The organism is Halobellus marinus (assembly GCF_032113415.1).
Lineage (GTDB): Archaea > Halobacteriota > Halobacteria > Halobacteriales > Haloferacaceae > Haloquadratum > Haloquadratum marinus.
The window spans coordinates 1,084,499-1,104,656 of sequence record NZ_CP134946.1; the positions used below are offsets into that span (position 1 = coordinate 1,084,499).

Annotated in this window: 18 protein-coding genes; 3 read left to right on the plus strand and 15 right to left on the minus strand. The window is 65.4% G+C overall.

Annotation, left to right across the window (positions count from 1 at the left end; genetic code table 11):
* Positions 1-23: 23 nt before the first annotated feature.
* From RJT37_RS05535 to RJT37_RS05545, 3 genes are read right to left on the minus strand one after another with little or no spacing between them, the layout of a single operon-like run.
* Positions 24-500, minus strand: coding sequence for a hypothetical protein (locus tag RJT37_RS05535; protein ID WP_313688474.1), 477 nt, complete (start codon positions 498-500; stop codon positions 24-26).
* Complete coding sequence (locus tag RJT37_RS05540; RefSeq protein ID WP_313688476.1) at positions 497-1,030, minus strand: aromatic-ring-hydroxylating dioxygenase subunit beta; 534 nt, start codon at positions 1,028-1,030, stop codon at positions 497-499. The genes RJT37_RS05535 and RJT37_RS05540 overlap by 4 nt, the downstream gene beginning before the upstream one ends.
* Positions 1,030-2,427 (minus strand): aromatic ring-hydroxylating oxygenase subunit alpha, encoded by a 1,398-nt coding sequence (locus tag RJT37_RS05545; RefSeq protein ID WP_313688478.1) that lies wholly within the window; start codon positions 2,425-2,427, stop codon positions 1,030-1,032. The genes RJT37_RS05540 and RJT37_RS05545 overlap by 1 nt, the downstream gene beginning before the upstream one ends.
* A gap of 441 nt (positions 2,428-2,868) precedes the next feature.
* Here RJT37_RS05545 and RJT37_RS05550 point away from each other — a divergent pair, with 441 nt between their 5' ends.
* Positions 2,869-3,963 (plus strand): alcohol dehydrogenase catalytic domain-containing protein, encoded by a 1,095-nt coding sequence (locus RJT37_RS05550; RefSeq protein ID WP_313688480.1) that lies wholly within the window; start codon positions 2,869-2,871, stop codon positions 3,961-3,963.
* A gap of 99 nt (positions 3,964-4,062) precedes the next feature.
* Complete coding sequence (locus tag RJT37_RS05555) at positions 4,063-4,614, plus strand: helix-turn-helix domain-containing protein (RefSeq protein WP_313688482.1); 552 nt, start codon at positions 4,063-4,065, stop codon at positions 4,612-4,614.
* Positions 4,615-4,642: 28 nt separating this feature from the next.
* On the opposite strand, the gene RJT37_RS05560 is transcribed toward RJT37_RS05555, so the two are convergent.
* The 12 genes from RJT37_RS05560 to RJT37_RS05615 all read right to left on the minus strand — a co-directional run bounded on the left by RJT37_RS05560 (position 4,643) and on the right by RJT37_RS05615 (position 19,348).
* Positions 4,643-5,077 (minus strand): arsenate-mycothiol transferase ArsC, encoded by a 435-nt coding sequence (locus RJT37_RS05560; RefSeq protein WP_313688484.1) that lies wholly within the window; start codon positions 5,075-5,077, stop codon positions 4,643-4,645.
* A 6-nt stretch (positions 5,078-5,083) separates the two neighbouring features.
* A complete protein-coding gene (arsB, locus tag RJT37_RS05565) occupies positions 5,084-6,244 on the minus strand; it encodes an ACR3 family arsenite efflux transporter (RefSeq protein WP_313688486.1) in 1,161 nt (386 codons plus the stop codon).
* Positions 6,237-6,638, minus strand: a complete 402-nt coding sequence (locus RJT37_RS05570) for an ArsR/SmtB family transcription factor (protein WP_313688487.1) — start codon at positions 6,636-6,638, stop codon at positions 6,237-6,239. The genes arsB and RJT37_RS05570 overlap by 8 nt, the downstream gene beginning before the upstream one ends.
* Positions 6,639-7,065: 427 nt before the next feature.
* Positions 7,066-8,151 (minus strand): metal ABC transporter permease, encoded by a 1,086-nt coding sequence (locus tag RJT37_RS05575; RefSeq protein ID WP_313688489.1) that lies wholly within the window; start codon positions 8,149-8,151, stop codon positions 7,066-7,068.
* Positions 8,148-8,969 carry a metal ABC transporter ATP-binding protein gene (locus tag RJT37_RS05580; RefSeq protein WP_313688491.1) on the minus strand — a complete coding sequence of 274 codons (822 nt, stop codon included), beginning with the start codon at positions 8,967-8,969 and terminating at the stop codon, positions 8,148-8,150. Before RJT37_RS05580 ends, RJT37_RS05575 begins: the two co-directional genes overlap by 4 nt.
* Positions 8,966-10,018 carry a metal ABC transporter substrate-binding protein gene (locus tag RJT37_RS05585; RefSeq protein WP_345785389.1) on the minus strand — a complete coding sequence of 351 codons (1,053 nt, stop codon included), beginning with the start codon at positions 10,016-10,018 and terminating at the stop codon, positions 8,966-8,968. The genes RJT37_RS05580 and RJT37_RS05585 overlap by 4 nt, the downstream gene beginning before the upstream one ends.
* Before the next feature lie 341 nt (positions 10,019-10,359).
* Positions 10,360-12,780, minus strand: coding sequence for a DNA mismatch repair endonuclease MutL (gene mutL, locus RJT37_RS05590; protein WP_390209105.1), 2,421 nt, complete (start codon positions 12,778-12,780; stop codon positions 10,360-10,362).
* Positions 12,777-13,211 carry an NUDIX hydrolase gene (locus tag RJT37_RS05595; RefSeq protein ID WP_313688495.1) on the minus strand — a complete coding sequence of 145 codons (435 nt, stop codon included), beginning with the start codon at positions 13,209-13,211 and terminating at the stop codon, positions 12,777-12,779. Before RJT37_RS05595 ends, mutL begins: the two co-directional genes overlap by 4 nt.
* 167 nt (positions 13,212-13,378) lie before the next feature.
* Positions 13,379-14,128, minus strand: coding sequence for a zinc ribbon domain-containing protein (locus RJT37_RS05600; protein WP_313688497.1), 750 nt, complete (start codon positions 14,126-14,128; stop codon positions 13,379-13,381).
* 89 nt (positions 14,129-14,217) lie between these two features.
* Complete coding sequence (locus tag RJT37_RS05605; RefSeq protein WP_313688498.1) at positions 14,218-14,703, minus strand: PGF-CTERM sorting domain-containing protein; 486 nt, start codon at positions 14,701-14,703, stop codon at positions 14,218-14,220.
* Positions 14,670-17,456 (minus strand): DNA mismatch repair protein MutS, encoded by a 2,787-nt coding sequence (mutS, locus tag RJT37_RS05610; protein WP_313688499.1) that lies wholly within the window; start codon positions 17,454-17,456, stop codon positions 14,670-14,672. The genes RJT37_RS05605 and mutS overlap by 34 nt, the downstream gene beginning before the upstream one ends.
* 218 nt (positions 17,457-17,674) lie before the next feature.
* Positions 17,675-19,348, minus strand: a complete 1,674-nt coding sequence (locus RJT37_RS05615; RefSeq protein WP_313688501.1) for an NADH-quinone oxidoreductase subunit D — start codon at positions 19,346-19,348, stop codon at positions 17,675-17,677.
* 85 nt (positions 19,349-19,433) lie between these two features.
* On the opposite strand from RJT37_RS05615, the gene RJT37_RS05620 reads away from it, so the two are divergent.
* The gene (locus RJT37_RS05620; RefSeq protein ID WP_313688503.1) at positions 19,434-20,114 is read left to right on the plus strand and encodes a helix-turn-helix domain-containing protein; all 681 of its coding nucleotides are present in this window, start codon (positions 19,434-19,436) and stop codon (positions 20,112-20,114) included.
* Positions 20,115-20,158: the final 44 nt, after the last annotated feature.

Genomic DNA, 20,158 nt, shown 5'->3' on the forward strand with positions numbered 1-20,158 from the left:
CGCCCGACCCCTGGCACGGGCGGTCAGTGTGCGTGCCCTCCCGGCCCGTGGGGAGTTTCGAGGAACGCCGAGAAGATGCTCGTGTCCTGCGCCGCGAGGGCTGCAAGCCCCTCGGCGTCGACCCGGATGCTGAACTGCTTCTTCGGTGCCTCGACGATCAGGCGGTCCCCGTCAGGCGACTCGACGCTCCGGACGACGATGTCGGCGTACTCGTTGCTGAGCGTGAACTCGCAGTCGACCGTGTCGTCGGCGTCCGACTCCGAGCGCTCGGCGAGCGCGTAGTCTTCGCCGAGGAACTCCGAGAACACGTCCAGATCCTGCCAGGAGAGGCTCTCTAAACCGAGGGCGTCGGCGCGGAGCACGTCGTCGTCGGTCCGCAACTCCAGCCGTTCGCCCTTCGGGGTCCTGATCCGCCTGACGGTCACCGTCGCGTCGTCGCCGCGGACCACGGTTTCCTCGTCGATCTCGATGTAGTGGGCCGATTCCGTGGGGTCGGTCATAGGAAAATGGAGATGTTGTCGGTGTCGAGGACGGTCTGATCCAGCCGGATCTCCCGGTCGGCAATCTCGAAGGAGTCGTCGGTCCGACGGAGCGTGTCGATGCGCCGTGCCGAGTAGAAGGTGTGGGCCTCGCTGTCACCTCGACTCAGATACACGAGCAGGTTGCTCTCGACGTGCAACTCCTCGTCCCCGAGCGACTCGTCGTCCTCGCTCACTGAGACGTTCGTGACGTAGCGGCGCGTCCGCGTCGGCGGCCGCTCGGCCCACGCGTACTCCGAGTCGAACCGTTCGACGCGGGCCTTCAGGGAGCCGTAGTTTTCGTTGAAGTAATAGGCCTGCTCGCTGAACGCGCTGGCCTGATTCTCGCGCATCAGCCGGCGGGGCATCCGGTAGCTGATGTCCGCGGCGATGTGGTCGAACCACTCGTGGAGTTCGCGGTTGTCCAGCAGTTCGGCCTCGTCGTAGAGGAACTGTTCGACGGCCCGTTCGACGAGCAGCGACTCGAGTTCGTCCTGCTGTTCGGTCAGCATCATCGGTCCTCCTGGACGTTGATCGGCGAGCCGGTTGCATCGGTCCGGTCGTTGCCGGCGAGCATCTCGTACCACTGTTCGTGGAACAGGCGCATCCCGCCCTCTTCGAGGTTCTCTGTGTACGCGAACCCGGGGCCCAGCCACTCGTCGTCGATGTCCATCTCGCTCATCCAGTCCAGTCCCATCTGGTAGTTCAACTGGAGGTCCTGACTGCGAGCGAACTGACCGTCGGCGGCCTCGGTGATGCTCTTCCAGATCGGGACGTCGTCCTGCTCGAAGTTCCCGGTCGGCCCGAAGTTCGAGGTGTACATCTTGTACATCCGCTGTTTGAACGACTCCGGTGCGTTCTTGGGGGCCAGCCCCCAGCTCCACAGCTCCATCTGGTCGGGGCCGATCGGCCGCCACTTCCTGATCGTGAAGAAGGGCGCGACGTCCTTCTCGGGGTCGTCGGTGGTGTCGCCGAAGTGGAGGAACCCGAAGTTCGGGAAGATCGCGCCGGTAAACGACAGCGCCTGTTTCGCCAGTTCCCACTGTCCCTCCGAGAGATCGTCTCTGGTGAAAAGGTCCTCGACGATCTCCTCGGGGTACGTGAGGAACACGTCCTCGCCCTCGAAGCCCCGCATACTCGTCGTGTGCCCGTCACAGTGGATGTGGCGGTCGAGGCTCTCGCCGGTCCCGGCGTGGCCGACCGTCTCCTCGCCGCCGAGTTCGAGGTCGACGACGGAGCCGTGCGCCCAGGCGGTGTGGTAGCTGTCGCCGTTGAAGTTGTCGGCGATGGTCTTCCAGTTCGCGTCGATGACCCACCGGTGAGGCTCGCCGATGACCTCCATCCCGCCCTCGGGCAGTTTCATATGCACGTCGAAGTACCACTTGAAGTCCCCGAGCCACTCCTCGAGCGACGGCCCCTCCTCGGCGAGCGAGGCGAACACGAGTCCCTCGTAGGTCTCCAGCCGCGGCACGTGCGCGAGGCCGTACTCCTCGCGGTCGAGGTTCTTGAACGCCTTCGACTTCTGTGGGATACCCGCTGCCTCGCCGTTGTTCTTGTACGTCCAGCCGTGGTACGGACAGCGGAAGTGGGAGGTGTTGCCCTGTTCCGCCCGACAGACCTCCGCGCCGCGGTGGCGGCAACTGTCGAACAGGAGGTTGATCTCGCCGCTCTCGTCGCGGACGAAGATGAACGTGTCGTCGCCGATGTACCGCTGGGCGTAATCGCCCGGTTCGGGGATCTCCGACTCGTGGCCGATGAACACCCACGACTGGCCGAAGATCCGCTCCATCTCCAGGTCGTGGAGGTTCTCGTCGTGGAAGAACTCCAGCGGGAACAGCCCCTCGTCGAGTGACTCGCGGGCCTCCTGCAGCGTTTGCGCCGTCTGTGGTGGTATGTCACCTGCTGCCATATTCACAGTCCAGGGTCAGTGTGCAGATACTTAAATATTCTGAATATAGGAGTGATTGTAATTTTCAGACGGAATATTTGATGTCATTGTATCATATTGTGCCAAAGTTATATTACGAAAGGTGTCGAATACAATTCCGAATGATCCCAGAGGCCAGGCGCCGGACCGTCCTCTCTTCGCGGTGTCACTCCGCTATCGCACGGACTCCGAGACGAGTCCCACAGCGTCGCTCCGCCGTTTCACGGACTCCAAGACGAGTCCCACAGCGTCGCTCCGCCGTTTCACGGACTCCAAGACGAGTCCCACAGCGTCGAACCGCCGTTTCACGGATTCCAGAACGCGCTCCACAGCGTCGCTCCGCCGTTTCACGGATTCCAGAACGCGCTCCACAGCGTCGAACCGCCGTTTCACGGAACCCAGACCGCCCTGGTGGTGGTCGGGATGCGTGAGATCACGGCTGCGGTCACGCGGGAACCGAACGCGTATACCGTCGAGTCGGTCTCGCTTGCGGATCCGGAACCGGGCGAGGTGCTCGTCGACGTCCGCGCGACCGGCGTCTGTCACACGGATTATCACGCCTACCAGAGTGAGGGCACCGAGTTCCCGATCGTCCTCGGCCACGAGGGCGCCGGCGGCGTCGAAGCCGTCGGCGACGGCGTGTCCACGGTCGCCCCCGGCGACCGCGTTGTACTCTGGGTGTTGCCGTCGTGTGGCGACTGCGAGTTCTGCCGGCGCGGCGATCCGTATCTCTGTCAGGCGCGCCGCGACGTCCGCGGGCGGATGATGGACGGCACCCGACGGCTCAGTCAGGACGGGGAGCCGATCAACCACTTCTACGCGCAGTCGTCGTTTGCGAGTATGGCCGTCGTCCCCGAACGGCAGGTCGTGTCGATCCCCGAGGCGGTGCCCTTCGAGATCGGCGCGCTGCTCGGGTGCGGCGTCACGACCGGGCTCGGCGCCGTCACGAACATCACCGAAGTCGACAGCGGCGAGACAGTCGCCGTCTTCGGCTGTGGGGGCGTCGGCGCGGGCGCTGTGCTCGCTGCGAGTGCCGTCAGCGCAGGGACGATCGTCGCAGTCGACCTCGATCCCGACACGCTCGCGACGATGGAGACGATTGGCGCCACCCACACCGTGAACGCGGCCGAGGCCGACCCCGTAGAAGAGATCAGGGCGGTCACCGGCGGTGTCGACTACGCCTTCGAGTGCATCGGACAACCGGCGACGGTCCGGCAGGCGATCGACGTGTTGCGACCGGGCGGAACGGCGGCGATCACCGGAACGAGCAGCACGCCGCCGGCCGAGATCGATCTCGGCCGCTTCACGAAGGGCATCTCCGTCGTCGGTAACATCGTCGGCTTCACGCGGCCGCGAGTGGACATCCCGCGGTACGCGACGATGTATCTGAACGGCGATCTGGCCCTCGATTCGGTGCTCACACACCGGTACGATCTTACAGAGCTGGACGAAGCCTTCGCCGCGCTCGACGCCGGACGCGGGATCCGAAGTATGATTCAGTTCGCCGAGGGCGCGTAGCCGGCGTCGTTTCTCTGCCCCGACCGTCCGGCTGTCGGCTCTGTCTACCGATATTCTCGCAGTGCTTTTGAGGGCTGCCCGAGTAGTGGCGAGGAAACTATGTCTGACGATCTGCTCACCCAAATCGACGCCCGCGATCTCATCCTTCTGCAGGCCCGGATCGCAAACCCCACGGCGTCGAGTCGGGAACTCAGCGAGATTCTCGACGAGGAGTACGACATCTCGCTTTCGCACAACCACGTGAACACCCTCCTCCGGGAGATGGAGACCGAGGGGCTCTTCCGGAAGACCGTCGTGCCGCGGCGGACGCTTTTCAAACACTACGTCTTCCGGATCGCGTTCCACTATCCCAACTTCAAGGACCACTGGGAGGACTGTTACGAGGCGCTGATCGAGGATCCGCACGTGCTGATGTTCTTCAACGCCGACGACAAGTACCGCTGGCAGCTCATCACCCAGTTCCGCAGCACCGGCCAGATGGACGAGTGGGTGACCGACTTCTTCGAGCGACACGGTGCGGTGATCGACGAGTTCGAGACGACCTCGGTTCACAATCTCCACAAGTTCAAGACCGACGCGGCCATCTTCGACGACCTCATCTCGGAAACCGAAGAGGGGCAAAAGTACCTGGACGAACGCGACGGGGAGTGAGGTCGATTGCGGACGGCTGGCCGGTGAATCAGCCTCGGGACGCGACTTCGTCGAGCAACCGGGTGACCCGATCTTCGATCTCGTCTCGAATCCGGGCGACCTCGTCCGCCGATTTCCCGTCGGGATCGTCGAGATCCCAGTCGCGGTTCTCGCCCGCCCAGCCGGCCGGACACACGTCCGCGGCGGAACATCCCATCGTGATGACGTAGTCGCTTTCCCGCGTCTCCTCGAACGTGATCTCCCGGGGCGTCCGGTCGGAGATATCGACTCCGACCGCGTGCATCGCCCGGACGACCTCGTCGTGAACGTGGTCGGCGGGGCGGGTTCCGCCGGTGACGAGGACGATCTCGTCCGTCAATCCCCGTTCTGCTACTTCCTTTTGTGCGAACGCGTACGCCATCTGCGAGCGGCCGGCGTTCTGGACGCAGACGAACGCGACGGTCGTTTGTTGGTGGTCGGACATCGTCTCTCAGTCGTCCGTGCCGGGCCCGCCGGCTGTTTCAGTGAGGCTCCCGGTGGTGTAGCCGCGCCAGTCGAAGCGGCGCTGGAAGTACAGCGCGACGTTGACCAGCGCCAGCAACACGGGCACTTCGATCAGCGGCCCGACGACGGTCGCGAACGCGACGCCGGAGCCGACGCCGAAGACCGCGACCGCGACCGCGATCGCGAGCTCGAAGTTGTTCGACGCCGCCGTGAAGCCGATCGCCGTGGTCGTCGAGTAGTCCGCGCCGATCTCCCGGCCCATCCCGAAGCTCACGAAGAACATCACGACGAAGTAGATCGTCAGCGGCACGGCGATGAGGAGGACGTCGCTGGGCTTGCCGACGATGCGCTCGCCCTGCATCGCGAACATCACGATCACGGTGAAAAGCAGCGCGACAAGCGTCAGCGGACTGATCGTCGGCTCGAACGTCTCCTCGTACCACTCGACGCCCTTGGTTCGCGTGCCGAGGTACCGGGAGAGGATCCCCGCGGCGAACGGGATCCCGAGGAAGATCGCGATCGCCTCGAACACCTGCATCGGCGTGATGCCGAACTGCGAGATGCCGGCGACGAGCGTCTCCATCCCGAAAAGCGGCGGGAGGAATAAGGCGAAGAACCAGACGTAGACGCCGTAGGTGACGATCTGGAAGACGCTGTTGAACGCGACCAGCCCCGCGGCGTACTCCGATGAGCCCTCCGCGAGTTCGTTCCAGACCAGCACCATCGCGATACACCGGGCCATCCCGATGAACACCAGCCCGAGGAAGAACTCCGGCCGGGCCGGCAGTCCCGGGACGAGGCCGCTGAAGAAGATCACCGCGAGCGCGAACATCACGGTCGGGCCGATCAGCCAGTTCTGGACGAGGCTCAGCCCCAGCACTTTCACGTTCTTGAAGACGGTGGGGAGCTGTCCGTAGTTGACCTTCGCCAGCGGCGGGTACATCATCAGAATCAGGCCGATCTCGACGAGACGGAGGTCCTGGATCGGCTGAGTCACCGACGGCGCGACGTACCCGAGGCCGATGCCGACGGCCATCGCGCCGAAGATCCACACGGTGAGGTACTTGTCGAGGAAGTCCATCGATCGGGGGTCCCCGCAGTCCGGACACTCGCAGTTCGGCCCGTGGTCGTGTTCGACGTTACTCACCGGCGGTCACACTCCCTTCGAGGACGGTGACGAGTGCGACCGCGCGGTTGGTCGCCCGGTACTTCTTCCAGCGGCCGTCCTTCCAGCCCTCGACGAGGCCCGCATCGACGAGCTTCGAGAGCGCGTGGCTGAGCCCGCTCTCGGTCACGTCGACGACCGCGTTCAGTTCGCAGACACAGAGTTCCTCCTCGGCCGCGACGAGTACGCGGACGAGCGTGTAGCGCGTCTCGTTTGCGAGCGCCGACAGTGTCTCGAGTTCGGCGTCGACCTGGGGTTTCCCGATTGCCGCTTCGAGCGTCCCGAGTTCGTCGAGGCGTTTTTCGACGTCCTCGGTGCGACACTCTCCGAGTTCGTCGTCGAGATACCGGCGAAGTCGTTCCGTCGATTGACTCATCGACCGGAGATTGAATAGATGCTCAATTAATAGTTCCGATGCAACGGGAAGTATTGCGTCTCTGTGCTACTCATATGGGATAAATACGCAATTTGAAGGGAATGGAGAATATATAATTGACTGTATTCTAAACTCAATCGGGTGGGGGGAGGCGGACGTGACGAGCGACTCACGGAGATGTGAGGCCGAAATCCACGACTGAAGCCCTAGGTCGCTGACAGCTAAAGTGCGTTTGTCAGTCTTCGCTCGTACGATCGCACGATTGCGTGGGGCCGGATGAGCAATCAGTTACTGCGAGTTTGATGTCAAGCGGACGCCAGCTTCCGAGAGGTACTCTTCTACGACCGCACGTGACAGACCGTTCGACAGAGCCAGCTGACCGCCCTTGTCGCTTCAGACGCGACCGTCGGCTGGCGAGTCGCCACCATCAGTCCCCCTTCGGACTGCTTCCAGCATCTGCGTCTCCGGCCTCGATGCTCCCCATAGTCGGCATTTGCTGCTCCCCGCGGACGGATTGAACTTTGCCTAACACGACGGCGCAGACATAGATCGCCACGGCAACGAGGACGATGGCCCCACCGGCCGTAACGCCCCCGTAGTAAGCGACACCGATGCCCAGCAGCACCGCGAGTTCCGCGAGGACGACCGAGACCACCAGCGACTCGGAGAAACTCCGGGACACCTGCGTGGCGCCCGCGACCGGAACCACGAGCATCGCCGCAACGAGGATGACACCCATTATCTGCATCGCACCGACGACGACAAGCGCCGTCAGCATCACCATCACCCGGTTGTACCAGTTGACAGGGATGCCGGAGACGGCAGCCGCCGTCTCGTCGAACGTCACGTACAGGAGCTGGTTGCGCGTGACAGCCACCGTCCCGACGATGACGGCGAAAAGCACGAGGAGGATAGCCGCACTCCGCGGCGACACCGTCGAGAGATTGCCGAAGAGGAACTGGTTGACGCCGACGGCGAGCCCGCCCGCGTTGAGGCTGATGAGCGTCGTTCCCAGGGCGAACCCCGTCGACAGGACGATGGCCATCGAGACGTCGTTGTAGGCGTCCGTGGCCTCCGAGATGAGCTCGATAAACAGTGCGGCGATCATCGCCACGACGACGGCGGTGAGGTACGGCGACACCCCCAAGTCGATGACGGCGTTCAGGAACAGGCCGACGGCCACCCCCGCGAACGCGGTGTGAGCGAGCGCGTCTCCGATGAGCGCGAGCTGCCGGTGGACGAGGAAGGTGCCGATGAGCGGCGCCATCACGCCGACGCAGAGCCCGACGAGTATTGCGCGGTGCATAAACCGGTAGCGCGGGTTCAGCATCTCCAGGCCCGTGAAATGGTACACCCAGTCCATCAGCCAGTACCACTGCTCTAAGAACCACAGGAGGACGCCGAAGACGAGGTCGCTGAAAGCGCCCAGCCCGCTCTGCAGCGGGAGTGCGACCGACGGGTCCACGGTCGCGAGAACAGCCGTCACCAGTGTGGCCGCTATCCCCTCGATCATCTGTCCTGCCCCGTGAGAAACTGCGCCTCGGCTCCGAACGCCCGGGCCAGCGCGTCGCTCTGGGCGAACTCCTCGGTCGGTCCGTCGAAGTAGACCTCGCGGTTCAGGCAGACGACACGGTCGGCGTGCTCGACAACCGCCCCGAGGTCGTGCTCGATGAGGAGGACGGTGATGCCCTCGGCGTTGAGCGCCGCCAGCAGATCGTAGAAGGCATCGACCGACTCGGCGTCGACGCCGACCGTCGGCTCGTCCAAGACGAGCAGGTCGGCTTCGCTTGCCAGCGCTCGCGCGATGAACGCGCGCTGGCGCTGCCCCCCCGAGAGTTGGGTGATGCGCCGGTCGGCGAACGCACTCATCCCGACAGTCGCGAGCGCGTCCTCGACGATAGCCCAGTCCTCACTCGACAGTCGGCCGAACCCGACGTGAGCGTATCGTCCCATCTTTACGACCTCGCGGACGGTGATGGGCATCTCCTTTGCGGTACTGGCTCCCTGAGCGACGTATCCGATCCGTTCGCCGTCGTCGAAGCGGTCGGCGCGCTCGCCGAACAGGGAGGCCGTTCCCCTATCGGGCTCAAGCAGGCCCAACATCACCTGCATCAGCGTCGACTTCCCGGAGCCGTTCGGCCCCACGATGGCGATGTACTCTCCGGGATGGACGGCCAGCGAAATGTCCTCGATCACGGGTGTCGCCGTGTAACCGAAGGTGATGTCCGCCAGATGGATGACCGACTCGCTTGCCGGGGCGCCCGGATCGGTCTCGGTCGTCGCCCGGTCTGTGCTCGCTGCCGTCGGTGGGTCGGCGTCCTGTCCGCTCATATCGCCTCGAAGTTCCGCCACTGCTCGACCCAGCCCTCCCGCGGGGCTGCATCCTCGGGTGTCTCGTTACCGAGGACGATCTCGAACGTGGGCATATTGATGTTGTACGCGATCTCCTCGTACCCCCAGTTCTCCTCGACCCACTCCTTTCGGACGCCGGCGTACGGCGTCACGGGAAAGTACGCCTCTACGGCCGTCTCGCGGACGAGCTGCTGGGCCGGACGCTGGGACTCGAAGATCCCGTTGGCGATGTATCTGATGTCGTTTTCGCGGATTATTTCCGTCGCTTCCCGGATGTCGGCGGGCTTGACGTCGTTGCTCGCTGCCAGGTTCGTCACGAGCGGCCGCATCCGCACGCCGTAGCGAACCCCGATGTACTGGAACGCGTTGTGGGCGGCCAGCTGGACGATGTCGCGCTCAGCCCGCTCGAAGATGGCCTGGTAATCTGTGTCGATGCGGTCGAGCACGTCGGCCTTGTACGTCTCGGCGTTCTCCCGGACGGTATCGGCGTACTCCGGGACGATCTCGGCGAATCCCTCGGCGATGTTGTCGACGGACTGCTTCGCGCGCCGGGGATCCAACCAGAAGTGCGGGTCCTTCCCGCGCTCGTTCCCGACGCCCTCCTCCTCGCGGTCGAGGGACGCGGCGAGGTCCACCAGGTCGATGTCTTTCCGCACATTGATGAGCGCCGTGTCGATATTGTCGCCTTTGATCGTCTGGATGGCCCGGTCGGCCCAGGGCTGGAAATTCTCCCCGACGTGGACGAACGCGTCCGCTTCGATGATGCGCTGGGTGATCTCGGCGTTGGGCTCCCACCCGTGGCCGTGCAGCCCCGTCGGAACGAGGTTCTCCACCGTCAGCGGGGTATCCTCGGCGACCGTCCGGCCGAAGTCGAAGAAGCTGAAAAACGAGGCCACGGCGACGGGTCCGTCGCTTCCGTCGCCACTGACACTCGCTGCCTCTCCCGGAGCGCTCGGGAGTGCAGTGCACCCAGCCAACCCTCCCAGTGCCACTGCACCGCCAGCGCGTAGTGCGTCCCGACGCGTCACCGCTCGGCCGTCGAATATCTCGCGTTCCATAGTTAGCCACTAAACAATAGATTAGACTTGTCTAATTATTAGTTTAGTATGTACGTATGTATAGGTTGTGATTCAGGAAAGAGTGGTGGATCGGGTGCCGACCGTCGAGGCTTTGGAGGGTGTATTGCTGCTATCGACCCAGCTCGCTATCCGCACCACGAAGACTGCGAGGATCGATATCGGGGCGGCGTGTTCGAGATGCTCAGCTCACCGCCCGTGATCGCAGATGATCTCACTGTCGGCTGTCGGTCCGTGACGATTTTCGGGCCCCCGGGGTCGCGACTATCTTGAAACAGTGACAGCCGACAGTATCAGTGCCCGGGATAATCCCGCTCGAAGCGGTCGTCGATCTCCGCGGAATCGATGTGGATCAGTACGGGTCGACCGTGCGGACACGACCACGGATTCTCACAGTCGTCGAGCGCCGAGAGCAGGTCGACGACCGACCCTTCAGTCAGGGACGTGTTCCCCGTGATAGATGGGTGACAGGCCATATCGGACAGCAGTTCGTCGGCGATCGAATCGACGGTTCGATCCGCATCCGTCCCGTCGGCGACCAGATCCACCAGCACGTCGCGGACTACTTCCGGTCCCGCCGCTTCGGCCAGCAGTGCGGGAACGGTCGACACCGCTATTGTCCGGTCACCGATCCGGTCGGCGTGGAATCCCAACCGGGCCAAGGCCTCTCTGAAATCATCGAACGCCGCCGCTTCTCGGGCCGTCAGTTCGACCTCGACCGGTTCCGCTAACTCCTGGGCGGTCGTGTCGCCGTCGAACCGCTTCCGGAGGCGCTCGTAATTCACCCGTTCGTCGGCGGCGTGCTGATCGACCAGGAGGAGTCCGTCGTCGGCTTCAGCGACGATGTAGGTGTCGTGCAGTTGACCCAGCACACGGAGATTGGGGAGATTCTCGTATCGCGTCTCCGGCGTCGCATCGCCGCCTGTGAGCGTGGTCTGCGTGTTCGGGTCGGAGACTGTCGACGACTGCGACCGGTGCTGACCCGACGGTCTGGCCTTCGCGTCCCGATCCGGACTGTCCGTATCCGAGAAATCGGTGACTTCCGCATCTGATGTGTCCGTATCGGAGATATCAGCGACGTCCGCATCTGATGTATCCGTATCGGAGAAACCAGCGACGTCCGTATCCGAGATATCAGCGACGTCCGCATCTTGTGTGTCCGCGTTCGGGTCTCCGGCGTTCGATACACCGGACGCAAGTTCGGATCGTGTCTCCGACTGCGACGCTGGATCTGCGGATGTGGAGTCGGTTTCCGGTTCCGCCGACGCAGAGCGGGAAGTTGACGACGGCGACCGAACCGAGTCGGAGGTCCGTACCGACCACGTATCCGGATCAGTCACCGTTTTTCCCGTCGAATCGTCGGTCGACAACTCGGGAACTTCCTCCGGCGCCTGATCGGTGGTCTCGTCGGCCGACAACTCGGGGGCATCTTCAGACCCTCGATCGGTGGTATCCTGGGTTTTCGACGCAGTCGTATCGTCGGGCGCTAATTCGACTGTGTCATCGGGCGTAACCGGATCGATCTGCGTTTCCTCGGGGGCGCTCCGGCCGCGGGGCGCCGACGACCGGAGGATGCCTTCCTCCCGGAGCGCGTCTTCGATAGCGGTACGGACTGCGTCTTTTACCGCCTCCGGTTCGTTGTATCTCACCTCCATCTTCCGGGGGTGGACGTTCACGTCGACGGAGTCGGCGGGAACGTCGACGAAAAGCACGGCGAAAGGATACCGATCGCCGGCCAACTGGCCGCCGTAGGCGTCGAGAACCGCCTCCCGGAGGACGCTCGACGTGACGTACCGCCCGTTGACGAACGTCGAGAGGTACTCGCGGGTGCTCCGGGTCGTTTCGGGGTGACTGACGAGTCCGCTCACCGATTCGACCGGCCCGTCGCCGTCCGCCGTTGCGGCCCTCGCTGCGGAGTCGCCGGCCGTCGATCCGCCCGCTGAATCCGACTCCGCCGACGTCTCTGGCTCGGCATCCACGCGGATCATCGACTCCGCCACCTCGCGGCCGTAGACCGCGAGCACCGCCGACTGACGGCTCCCGCGGCCCTCGGTTGCGAACACTTCCCGGTCGTCGTGCTCTAAGGAGATCGCGACGTCGGGGTTCGCGAGCGCGTAGTGGGTGACGACCGTGTTGATGTGGTCGAACTCCGTGGCGGTCGTCTTCAGGAACTTCCGGCGGGCGGGCGTGTTATAAAAGAGATCCGCCACTTCGACGACGGTCCCCTCGGGACAGCCTGCGGGCCCGACGTCCGTGACTTCGCCGCCCTCGACCCGGAGTTCTGTTCCGGCACCGTCGCCGCCGCGCGGTTTCGTGCGGACGGTCAGCCGCGAGACCGCGCCGATGGTGTGCAGCGCCTCCCCGCGGAAGCCGAGCGTTCCGACGCCTGCCTCGAGGTCGTCGATGTCGTCGATCTTGCTCGTGGTGTGCTCCTCGACGGCGCGTTCGACCGACTCGCGGTCCATCCCGCGGCCGTCGTCGCGGACCCGGATCCCCTCGGTGCCGCCCGCCTCGACAGCGACGGAGATCCGGTCCGCGCCGGCATCGAGGCTGTTCTCGACGAGTTCCTTCACGACGGAGGCGGGCCGTTCGACGACCTCTCCGGCGGCGATCTGTCTGACGGTCCGGTCGTCGAGTTCCCGGATTGTCGGCGGGTCGTCGGCCGCGCCCGCCGATCCGGTCGCTTCCGATCCGCCCTCGCCCTCTCCACTCACGGGTCGTACACCTCCGTCGCGATCGAGACCGCCCGCTCCTGGACGTCGCTCAGACGCTCGACGGTGTCCTCGGGCGACAGCCACGCGTGGTCGGTGTGTTCGTGGCTGAGACTGACCGGGCAGCCGTCGCCGTCCGCTTCGGTTGCGGCGCCGTCGGTTGTCTCACACCAGTAGTAGACCGCGAACCGCCCCCGGCCGTCGTCGTTCCGCCACGACACCGCGTGGATCGGCCGCCCCACGTCGACCTCGAGCCCGGTCTCCTCGCGGATCTCCCGATGGACGCCCTCTTGGGCGTCCTCGTGGGGGGAGAGACGCCCGCCCGGCAGTTCCCACCCGCCGTCGCTGGTCCGCTTGACAACGAGCACGTCCGCCGAGGGCGAAAACAGCACCCCGCGGAGGCTGACCGTCGCTTCGAGGTGTTCCTCGGTCACGCTCGGGCCCTCCGGTTGGGGACGCCGACCTGTCGCCCCCGAGTGACCGTTCGGGCGAGAACGCGGCGCGGTCGCTCCTCTCTCCTCATTTGCTATCTACTCCCTCGTTTCTCACGCCTTAATCGTTACCGGTCGGATCGGCTCTTCCCCACGGCGACTGCCGCCGATCACAACTGAGTCCCGCACTCGTGACAGAAGTTCACCGTCTCGGCGTCCGGGAGGTCGGCGCCGCAGTTCGGGCAGTCCGACGGTTCGGGATATATCTCGGTCGGTCTCCCTCCTTCGTCCGGAGCTTCGTAGATTCTTGTCGGCTCTCCGGCGTCGTCCGCGTCCGTGAACACGTCCGTCTCCGAGTCCGTCTTCCCCGAGTTCGCCATCTCCCCTTCGGGATACACGTCCGTCTCGGAGCCGGTGTCGTCGTCGGATTCAGAAGCCCCCGCAGCTGTGACGTTCGAGGAGATGTCGATGTCGTCCGTGGAGATATTGATGTCGTCCGTGGAGATATCGCCGCCGTTCGAGGAGATGTCGATGTCGTCCGTGGAGATCTCGACGTTCGCCGTCGACTCGACCGAGACGTTCGTTCCGTCCGAGATGTCCATTCCCTCCGACTCTGCGCGGGCCGTCGCCTCCGCCTCCGAAATCGGCTCCCGGACGACGTCCGCGTTGGTGCCGGTCCGCGTGACGGACACGTCGATTTCGGGAGCAATCGTTGCCGTTCCGTTCGTCCCCGACAGCGAGAGATCGACCGAGCCGCGCCCGTCGATGGCGATGTCGACGTTCGTCCCTCCGGCGTCGATCGACACCGACTGACCGGCCGGGACGATGCACGTGACGTCCGCGTTCGTGCCGGAGACGACGAGATCCTCCGTCAACACGCCGACATCGTGGTCGGCGTTCGTTCCGCTGACCCGGATCATACAACCGGGTTTGTTGTCAGGTGATTAAAACGCTGACTCTGAAGCGTTTCTACCGGACCGGTGACCGAAAGACGACGGCGGCGCGGTCGTTACTTTCGCCGCACGGCGACGAGTGCTGCGCCAAGAACGGCGACAATCGCGACACCGAGGCCGAACCCGGGTGTTCCGGTTTCAGTGGTCGATATCGACGTCTGGACCGAATCTGCTGTCGGAGTGGTGTCGTCTTCGGGCGTCGCGCTATCTGTCATCGTCGTCTCAGCGGCCGTCTGTGTCGCCGTCGTTTCCTCGTCCGCTTCGGTCACGGCGAAAAGCGAGAATCCGGGCGTCTCGGCTTCGAGCTCCACGACGTCGCCGCCGGTCTCGACGGGGGTTGTTTCCAGTTCCGTCCAGGTGTCCGCCTCGGCGTCGTACCGTTCGATCACCACCTGCTCGGGTGACGTCTCGATCTCGTCGGCTTCGACGCTGACCCGGATCGTCGCCGGTTCGTCTCTGAGATCCTCGGGGACGGTAATCTCGATTGCGGTGCGGACTTCGCGGAGTTCTAGCCCTCGTCCTCGCCGAGTTCCTCCTGCCACTCCAGCACTTTCCCCATCAGCTCTACGGGTGGCGTCTCGTCGACGTCGACGGAGCGAAGCTCGTCGAGAACCGACTCGATGGCCGGATCCGTTTGCGGCTCGCCACCTGACTCCTCCGGTCCTCGTGACTGCTCGGTCGCCCCGCCTCGACTGGTTTCTCCCCCGTCTGCGCTCGCCTCCGTCCGGAACTCCCCGGAGTCGACGTCGAAGACGACCTGGTGGGTATCGTCGCCGTCGCTTGCGTCTCCGCTGCCACGGATGTCGATCGCCTCGTCGCCCCGGAGTTTCCGGAGGACCTCACGCGCCCGGGAGACCACCGGATCCGGCACGCCGGCCAGTTCGGCGACGTGGACGCCGTAGGAGCGATCCGCGGGCCCGTCCCGGACCGTCCGCAGGAACGTGACCTCATCGCCGGACTCGTCGACGGCGACGTGGACGTTCTCGACGCCGTCGATGTGCTCGGCGAGCGTCGTGAGTTCGTGGTAGTGCGTGGCAAAGAGGACCTTCGGCGACGGCGTGGCCGCCTGCGCGGACGAGAGATATTCGGTGGCGGCCCAGGCGATGGAGATGCCGTCGTACGTCGCGGTCCCGCGCCCGACCTCGTCGAGGACGACGAGAGACTCCGAGGTCGCCGAATGGAGGATATTCGACAGTTCCTGCATCTCGACCATAAACGTCGAGCGGCCCTGCGCGAGTTCGTCGAGCGCGCCCACGCGCGTATAGATCCCGTCGACGATGCCGACCGTCGCCGCCCGCGCCGGGACGAAGCTCCCGATCTGTGCGAGCAGCGTGATCAGCGCGGCCTGGCGCATATACGTCGATTTCCCGCTCATATTCGGCCCGGTGACGATCAGGAAGTCGCGATCGGCACTGGCAACCGCTCCGGCCCCGTCGCCTGCGCTGCCGTCGGCACCGCCCATCCGCAGGTCGTTCGGAACGAACTCGGTGGTCCCCTCGACGACGGGGTGGCGACCGGCCTCGATCCGGAGCGGTCCCGGTTCGGTCAGTTCGGGGCGCGTCCAGTCGTTGCCGGCGGCGTGGGTCGCAAGCGACGCCAGCGCGTCCACCTCGGCGAGCGCTCGGCCGACGTCCTGCAGGAGCCCCGCGTGGACCCCAACCCGGTCCCGGAGGTCGCAGAACAGGTCGTACTCCAGGTCGCCGCGGGCGTCTTCGAGCCGGAGGATCTCCCGTTCGCGCTCCTCCAGTTCGTCGGTGACGAACCGCTTGGAGTTCTTCAGCGTCTTGATCTCCCGGTAGTGGGCGGGCACCTCATCAGCGACGGACTTGCCGATCTGGATGTAGTAGCCGTCGGTTTTGTTCCGATCGACCGTGACGTGGCTGAGGCCGTGCTGTCGCGTCTCCCGCTCGGCGAGCGTGTCGATCCACTCGCTGGCTTCCGCGTGGCGTTCCAGCAGGTCGTCGAGTTCGTCGTCGTAGCCGCGGCGGAACAGCCCGCCCTGCGTGACCGTCTTCGGCGGGTCGTCGGCCAGCGCGGTTTCGAGTTCCTCGCGGAGGTCCGCTGCCGCCGCTCTGTCGGGCCGATCGACGACGGCCGAAAGCGGCGAATCCGCGAGCGGCGATCCCTCGATCGCGTCGGCGACGTCCGGAAGAATCGCCAGTGTCTCGCGGATCGCGAGCAGGTCCGTCGCGTCGGCGCTCCCCGAGGCGGCCCGCGCAGCCAGGCGTTCGAGATCGTAGCCGCCGTCGAGCGCCTCCCGGACGCGTTCGCGGGCGAGCGCGCCCGCGGCGAGCGCTTGGACGCAGTCGAGCCGGCGGGTCAATTCCCCTCGATCGCGGCGCGGCCGTGTTACCCACTCCCGCAGCAGTCGGCCGCCCGGACTCGTCACCGTGTGATCGATCGTGTCGACGAGCGTCCCGTCGCGGCCGCCCTGCATCGTCTCCGTGAGTTCGAGGTTGCGCTGTGTCGTCGCGTCGAGTTCGAGGTGATCACTCGTCTCGAAGGCCCGCAGCCGGGTCATCGATGGTAGCACGCCCGCGCCCGTCTCCTCGACGTACCGGAGGACGGCGCCGGCGGCCCGGATCGCCGGCTCGGTATCGAGGCCGACGCTGTCGAGCGTCTCGTCGCCGAACTGCTCCCGAAGGGCGTGTTTCGCCCGCCCGGGCGCGAAGGCGTCGGCCTCGAACAGCGACACCGTGCCGTCGGTCTCCCCCCGGAGCCGACGGACTAGTTCGTCGTCGCCGCGGGTGTCCGGCCCGGGGAGGATTTCGACGGGATCGAAACGATAGAGTTCCGACAGCGCGTCGTCGGCCGTGTCGGCGACGGTGACGAGGAACTGGCCGGTCGTTGCGTCCGCGAATGCCAGCCCGATCCCGTCGGTCGCGGTCCCGCGCCCCGAGCCGTCGCTCCCCTCATCGGAGTCGCCGACCACGGCGGCGATGTATCGGGCGTCGGCGTCGTCGGTCTCTAAGAGTGTGCCGGGGGTGACGACCCGCGTTATCTCCCGGTAGTGGTCGCCGCCCCCGTCCTCGAACTGGTCGGCGACGGCGACGCGGTAGCCGCGCTCGACGAGCGCCTTCAGATACGGCGTGAGGTCGTCGACGGGGACGCCCGCCATCGGGTACGACGACCCGTGGGAGGACTTCTGCGAGACCTTCAGATCGAGTTCCGAGGCGACCAGTTCCGCGTCGTCGGCGAAGAACTCGTAGAAGTCGCCGCACTGCATCGTCAGCACGTCCGCGTCGGTGTCGGATTTCAGAGAGAGAAACTCCTCGACGATCCCCTGAGAGGCCATACGCGTCCCACGGCAGCGGGCGGATAAAACGCTACGGTCCGCGGACTCGTGGGCCACTCCGCCGACGGAGGTTTATATTCGATCGCGCGGCCAGGCGGCGTGTGACGTAGGCGTCGCCCCACGCCGGGGAGCGGGTGCTCGGCACGTCGGCGTGGGTCATTGCGGTCGTGCCGACTGTTCGCTTTATTCCACGCCGGAAGGATGTGCCTCGAAGCGGCTTACCGGTCGACCTCGCCCATAATCGTATCGAGGCTGCCGAGCGTTGCGATCAGATCCGGGATGTACTCCCCCTGGACCATCTCGGGGAGAGCCTGCAGGTGCGAGAAGGATGGGCCGCGGATCTTGAACCGGGCGGGCGTGTCGGTCCCGTCCGACCGGATGTAGATGCCGAGTTCACCCTTCGCGGCCTCGACCGCCCGGTAGAGCTCCGCGTCCGGGTCGGGCTTGATCGTCCGCGGGACGTTCGACTGGACCGTCCGCTCGTCGGCCGGCCACTCGGCGAGGAGGTCCGCACACTGCTCGACGATGCGGGCGGACTGTTCGATCTCCCGCAGGCGGACCAGAAGGCGGGCGAAGTTGTCACCGTCGGGTTCGGTGACGACGTCCCACTCCAGGTTGTCGTAGTAGCCGTAGGGGTCGTCGCGGCGCAGATCGTAGTCGATGGCGGACCCGCGGGCGACCGGCCCGGTGCAGCCGTAGGCCTTTGCCGTCTCGGTCGGCAGTACGCCGGTGTCGACGGTCCGAAGCTGGATGACCTCGTTGCCGGTGAGTAGGTCGTGGTACTCCGCCAGCCGCTCGGGGAGTCCTTCGACCAGTTCGTACACCGAATCCAGGAACTCCTCGCGCGGTTCCGGGAGGTCCCAGGCGACCCCACCGAGTCGGAAGTAGTTGAACATCAGCCGCTGGCCGGTGAGGTCTTCGAGGACGTTCTGCACCCGCTCGCGGTCGCCGATCGCGTACATAAACGTCGCCGTGAAGTCCCCAATCACGTCGAGCGCGTAGGCGCCGACCGCGAGGAAGTGCGACAGCATCCGCGAGAGCTCCGCTGCCATCGTCCGGATCACCTGTGCGTACTCCGGGACGTCGATGTCCGCGAGCGTCTCCGCCGTCCGGGCGTACGCCCACTCGTTCAGCAGGCCGGCTCCACCCCAGTCCCAGCGGTCGGGATACGGCATAATCTGGTGCCGATACGTCTTCGATTGGCACATCTGTTCCTCACAGCGGTGGATGTAACCGATGTCGGGGTCGACGTCGACGACCTGCTCGCCGTCGAGCGTGACCTGCAGGTGGAGAACGCCGTGCGTGGCCGGATGATGCGGGCCGATATTCAAAAGGAGCGTCTCGCCCGCTCGCTCGTCGTCTTCGATCGGGTTGACGTGTTCGGTGTACGGCACGATCTGCGGTCGCGTCTGGTCGTATCCGAGGGAGAGCGGATGTCCCTGCCACGTCTCCGGCAGCAACAGCCGCCGGAGATCCGGATGGTCCTCGTACTCGATGCCGACCAGATCGTAGGCTTCGCGTTCGTGCCAGCCGGCAGTCGGGAACACTGGCGCACCCGACTGGCTCGCCGGATCATCCAGTGGTGTCGGAACGACCACGCTGAGTTCCGCCGTCGGATCGTCGTACTGCTTCAGGTGGTAGATCGTCTCGTACCGGTCGGGATACTGCTGTGCGGTGACACACGAGAGGTGGTCGAAGCCCGCCTCTGCACGAAGGTACTCCAGCACGTCCTGGACGTCGTCGGGGCGGACGACGACGCCCGGTGCGTGGCGGTGGACTTCCCGTCGCGTGTGGAACTGCTCGTCGAGGGCTCCGATCGCAGCCTCAACGGTCGAGTGCTCGTGCCTCTCGGCTCGCTCCGGCGCCGTCGGCAGATCGTGGGAGGGCTGCATAGGTTCGCATTCGACGACTGGGTGACTGGATCCTTTGCCTCAGTTGTGAGGTGACTTTTTGTTTGTCCGTCGAGCAGTGACGTCGATGCGGTCGATTCAACTCCGGCTCGATCTGCCCGCGCCGTACGTCCATCCGATGCACGCCTTCGTCGCCGACACGCCCGGATTCCGCGCGACGCACCTGCGGCACTGGAACCCCGCTGTCGGCGAGCGGAACACGCTCGTGTTCTTCGTCGACGGCGACGATCCGGCGGCATACACCGATGCGCTCGACGACCAGCCGTCGATCCTCGAATACGAAATCGCGACCGAGGAGAACCGACGCGGATTCCATCTGGCCGTCACCGAGGACCAGCGGGCCGCGGACGCGAGGCTGACGTCGGCGTTTCTCGGGACCGACGTCGTCGTGGTGCCCCCGGTCGTCTACCGTGCGGACCGGCGTCTCGACCTCTCGCTCGTCGGGATTGCCGACGAACTGGAAACCGCCCTGGATTCGCTTCCGGGGGATATCGGCGTGACGGTCCAGCGGATCCGGCCGTACGACGGGCGACTCACCGACCCGACCGCGACGCTGACCTCGCGGCAGCGAGCGGCCCTCCGAATCGCGGTCGACGCAGGCTACTACGCCGATCCGCGCGCGGCGACGCTCGAAGCGGTCGCCGACGAACTCGGCTGTGCGGTCGGGACCGCGGCCGAACACCTCCGGAAAGCCGAGGCGGCGGTCCTCGGACGCGTCGTCGACGCCATCCCCGGCGGTCCGGGCTGAACAGGTCGCTTCATACTGATTACGCTCGTCTCTTCCCGCCGAGC

What these genes read in the sequence shown, in the direction of transcription:
- RJT37_RS05535 (WP_313688474.1), bottom strand. Translation starts at nt 500, where the DNA reads ATGACCGACCCCACGGAATCGGCCCACTACATCGAGATCGACGAGGAA.
- RJT37_RS05545 (WP_313688478.1), bottom strand. Translation starts at nt 2,427, where the DNA reads ATGGCAGCAGGTGACATACCACCACAGACGGCGCAAACGCTGCAGGAG.
- RJT37_RS05550 (WP_313688480.1), top strand. Translation starts at nt 2,869, where the DNA reads ATGCGTGAGATCACGGCTGCGGTCACGCGGGAACCGAACGCGTATACC.
- mutS (WP_313688499.1), bottom strand. Translation starts at nt 17,456, where the DNA reads ATGGCCTCTCAGGGGATCGTCGAGGAGTTTCTCTCTCTGAAATCCGAC.
- RJT37_RS05600 (WP_313688497.1), bottom strand. Translation starts at nt 14,128, where the DNA reads ATGATCCGGGTCAGCGGAACGAACGCCGACCACGATGTCGGCGTGTTG.
- RJT37_RS05555 (WP_313688482.1), top strand. Translation starts at nt 4,063, where the DNA reads ATGTCTGACGATCTGCTCACCCAAATCGACGCCCGCGATCTCATCCTT.
- RJT37_RS05620 (WP_313688503.1), top strand. Translation starts at nt 19,434, where the DNA reads ATGCGGTCGATTCAACTCCGGCTCGATCTGCCCGCGCCGTACGTCCAT.
- RJT37_RS05575 (WP_313688489.1), bottom strand. Translation starts at nt 8,151, where the DNA reads ATGATCGAGGGGATAGCGGCCACACTGGTGACGGCTGTTCTCGCGACC.
- RJT37_RS05560 (WP_313688484.1), bottom strand. Translation starts at nt 5,077, where the DNA reads ATGTCCGACCACCAACAAACGACCGTCGCGTTCGTCTGCGTCCAGAAC.
- RJT37_RS05580 (WP_313688491.1), bottom strand. Translation starts at nt 8,969, where the DNA reads ATGAGCGGACAGGACGCCGACCCACCGACGGCAGCGAGCACAGACCGG.
- RJT37_RS05615 (WP_313688501.1), bottom strand. Translation starts at nt 19,348, where the DNA reads ATGCAGCCCTCCCACGATCTGCCGACGGCGCCGGAGCGAGCCGAGAGG.
- RJT37_RS05570 (WP_313688487.1), bottom strand. Translation starts at nt 6,638, where the DNA reads ATGAGTCAATCGACGGAACGACTTCGCCGGTATCTCGACGACGAACTC.
- RJT37_RS05540 (WP_313688476.1), bottom strand. Translation starts at nt 1,030, where the DNA reads ATGCTGACCGAACAGCAGGACGAACTCGAGTCGCTGCTCGTCGAACGG.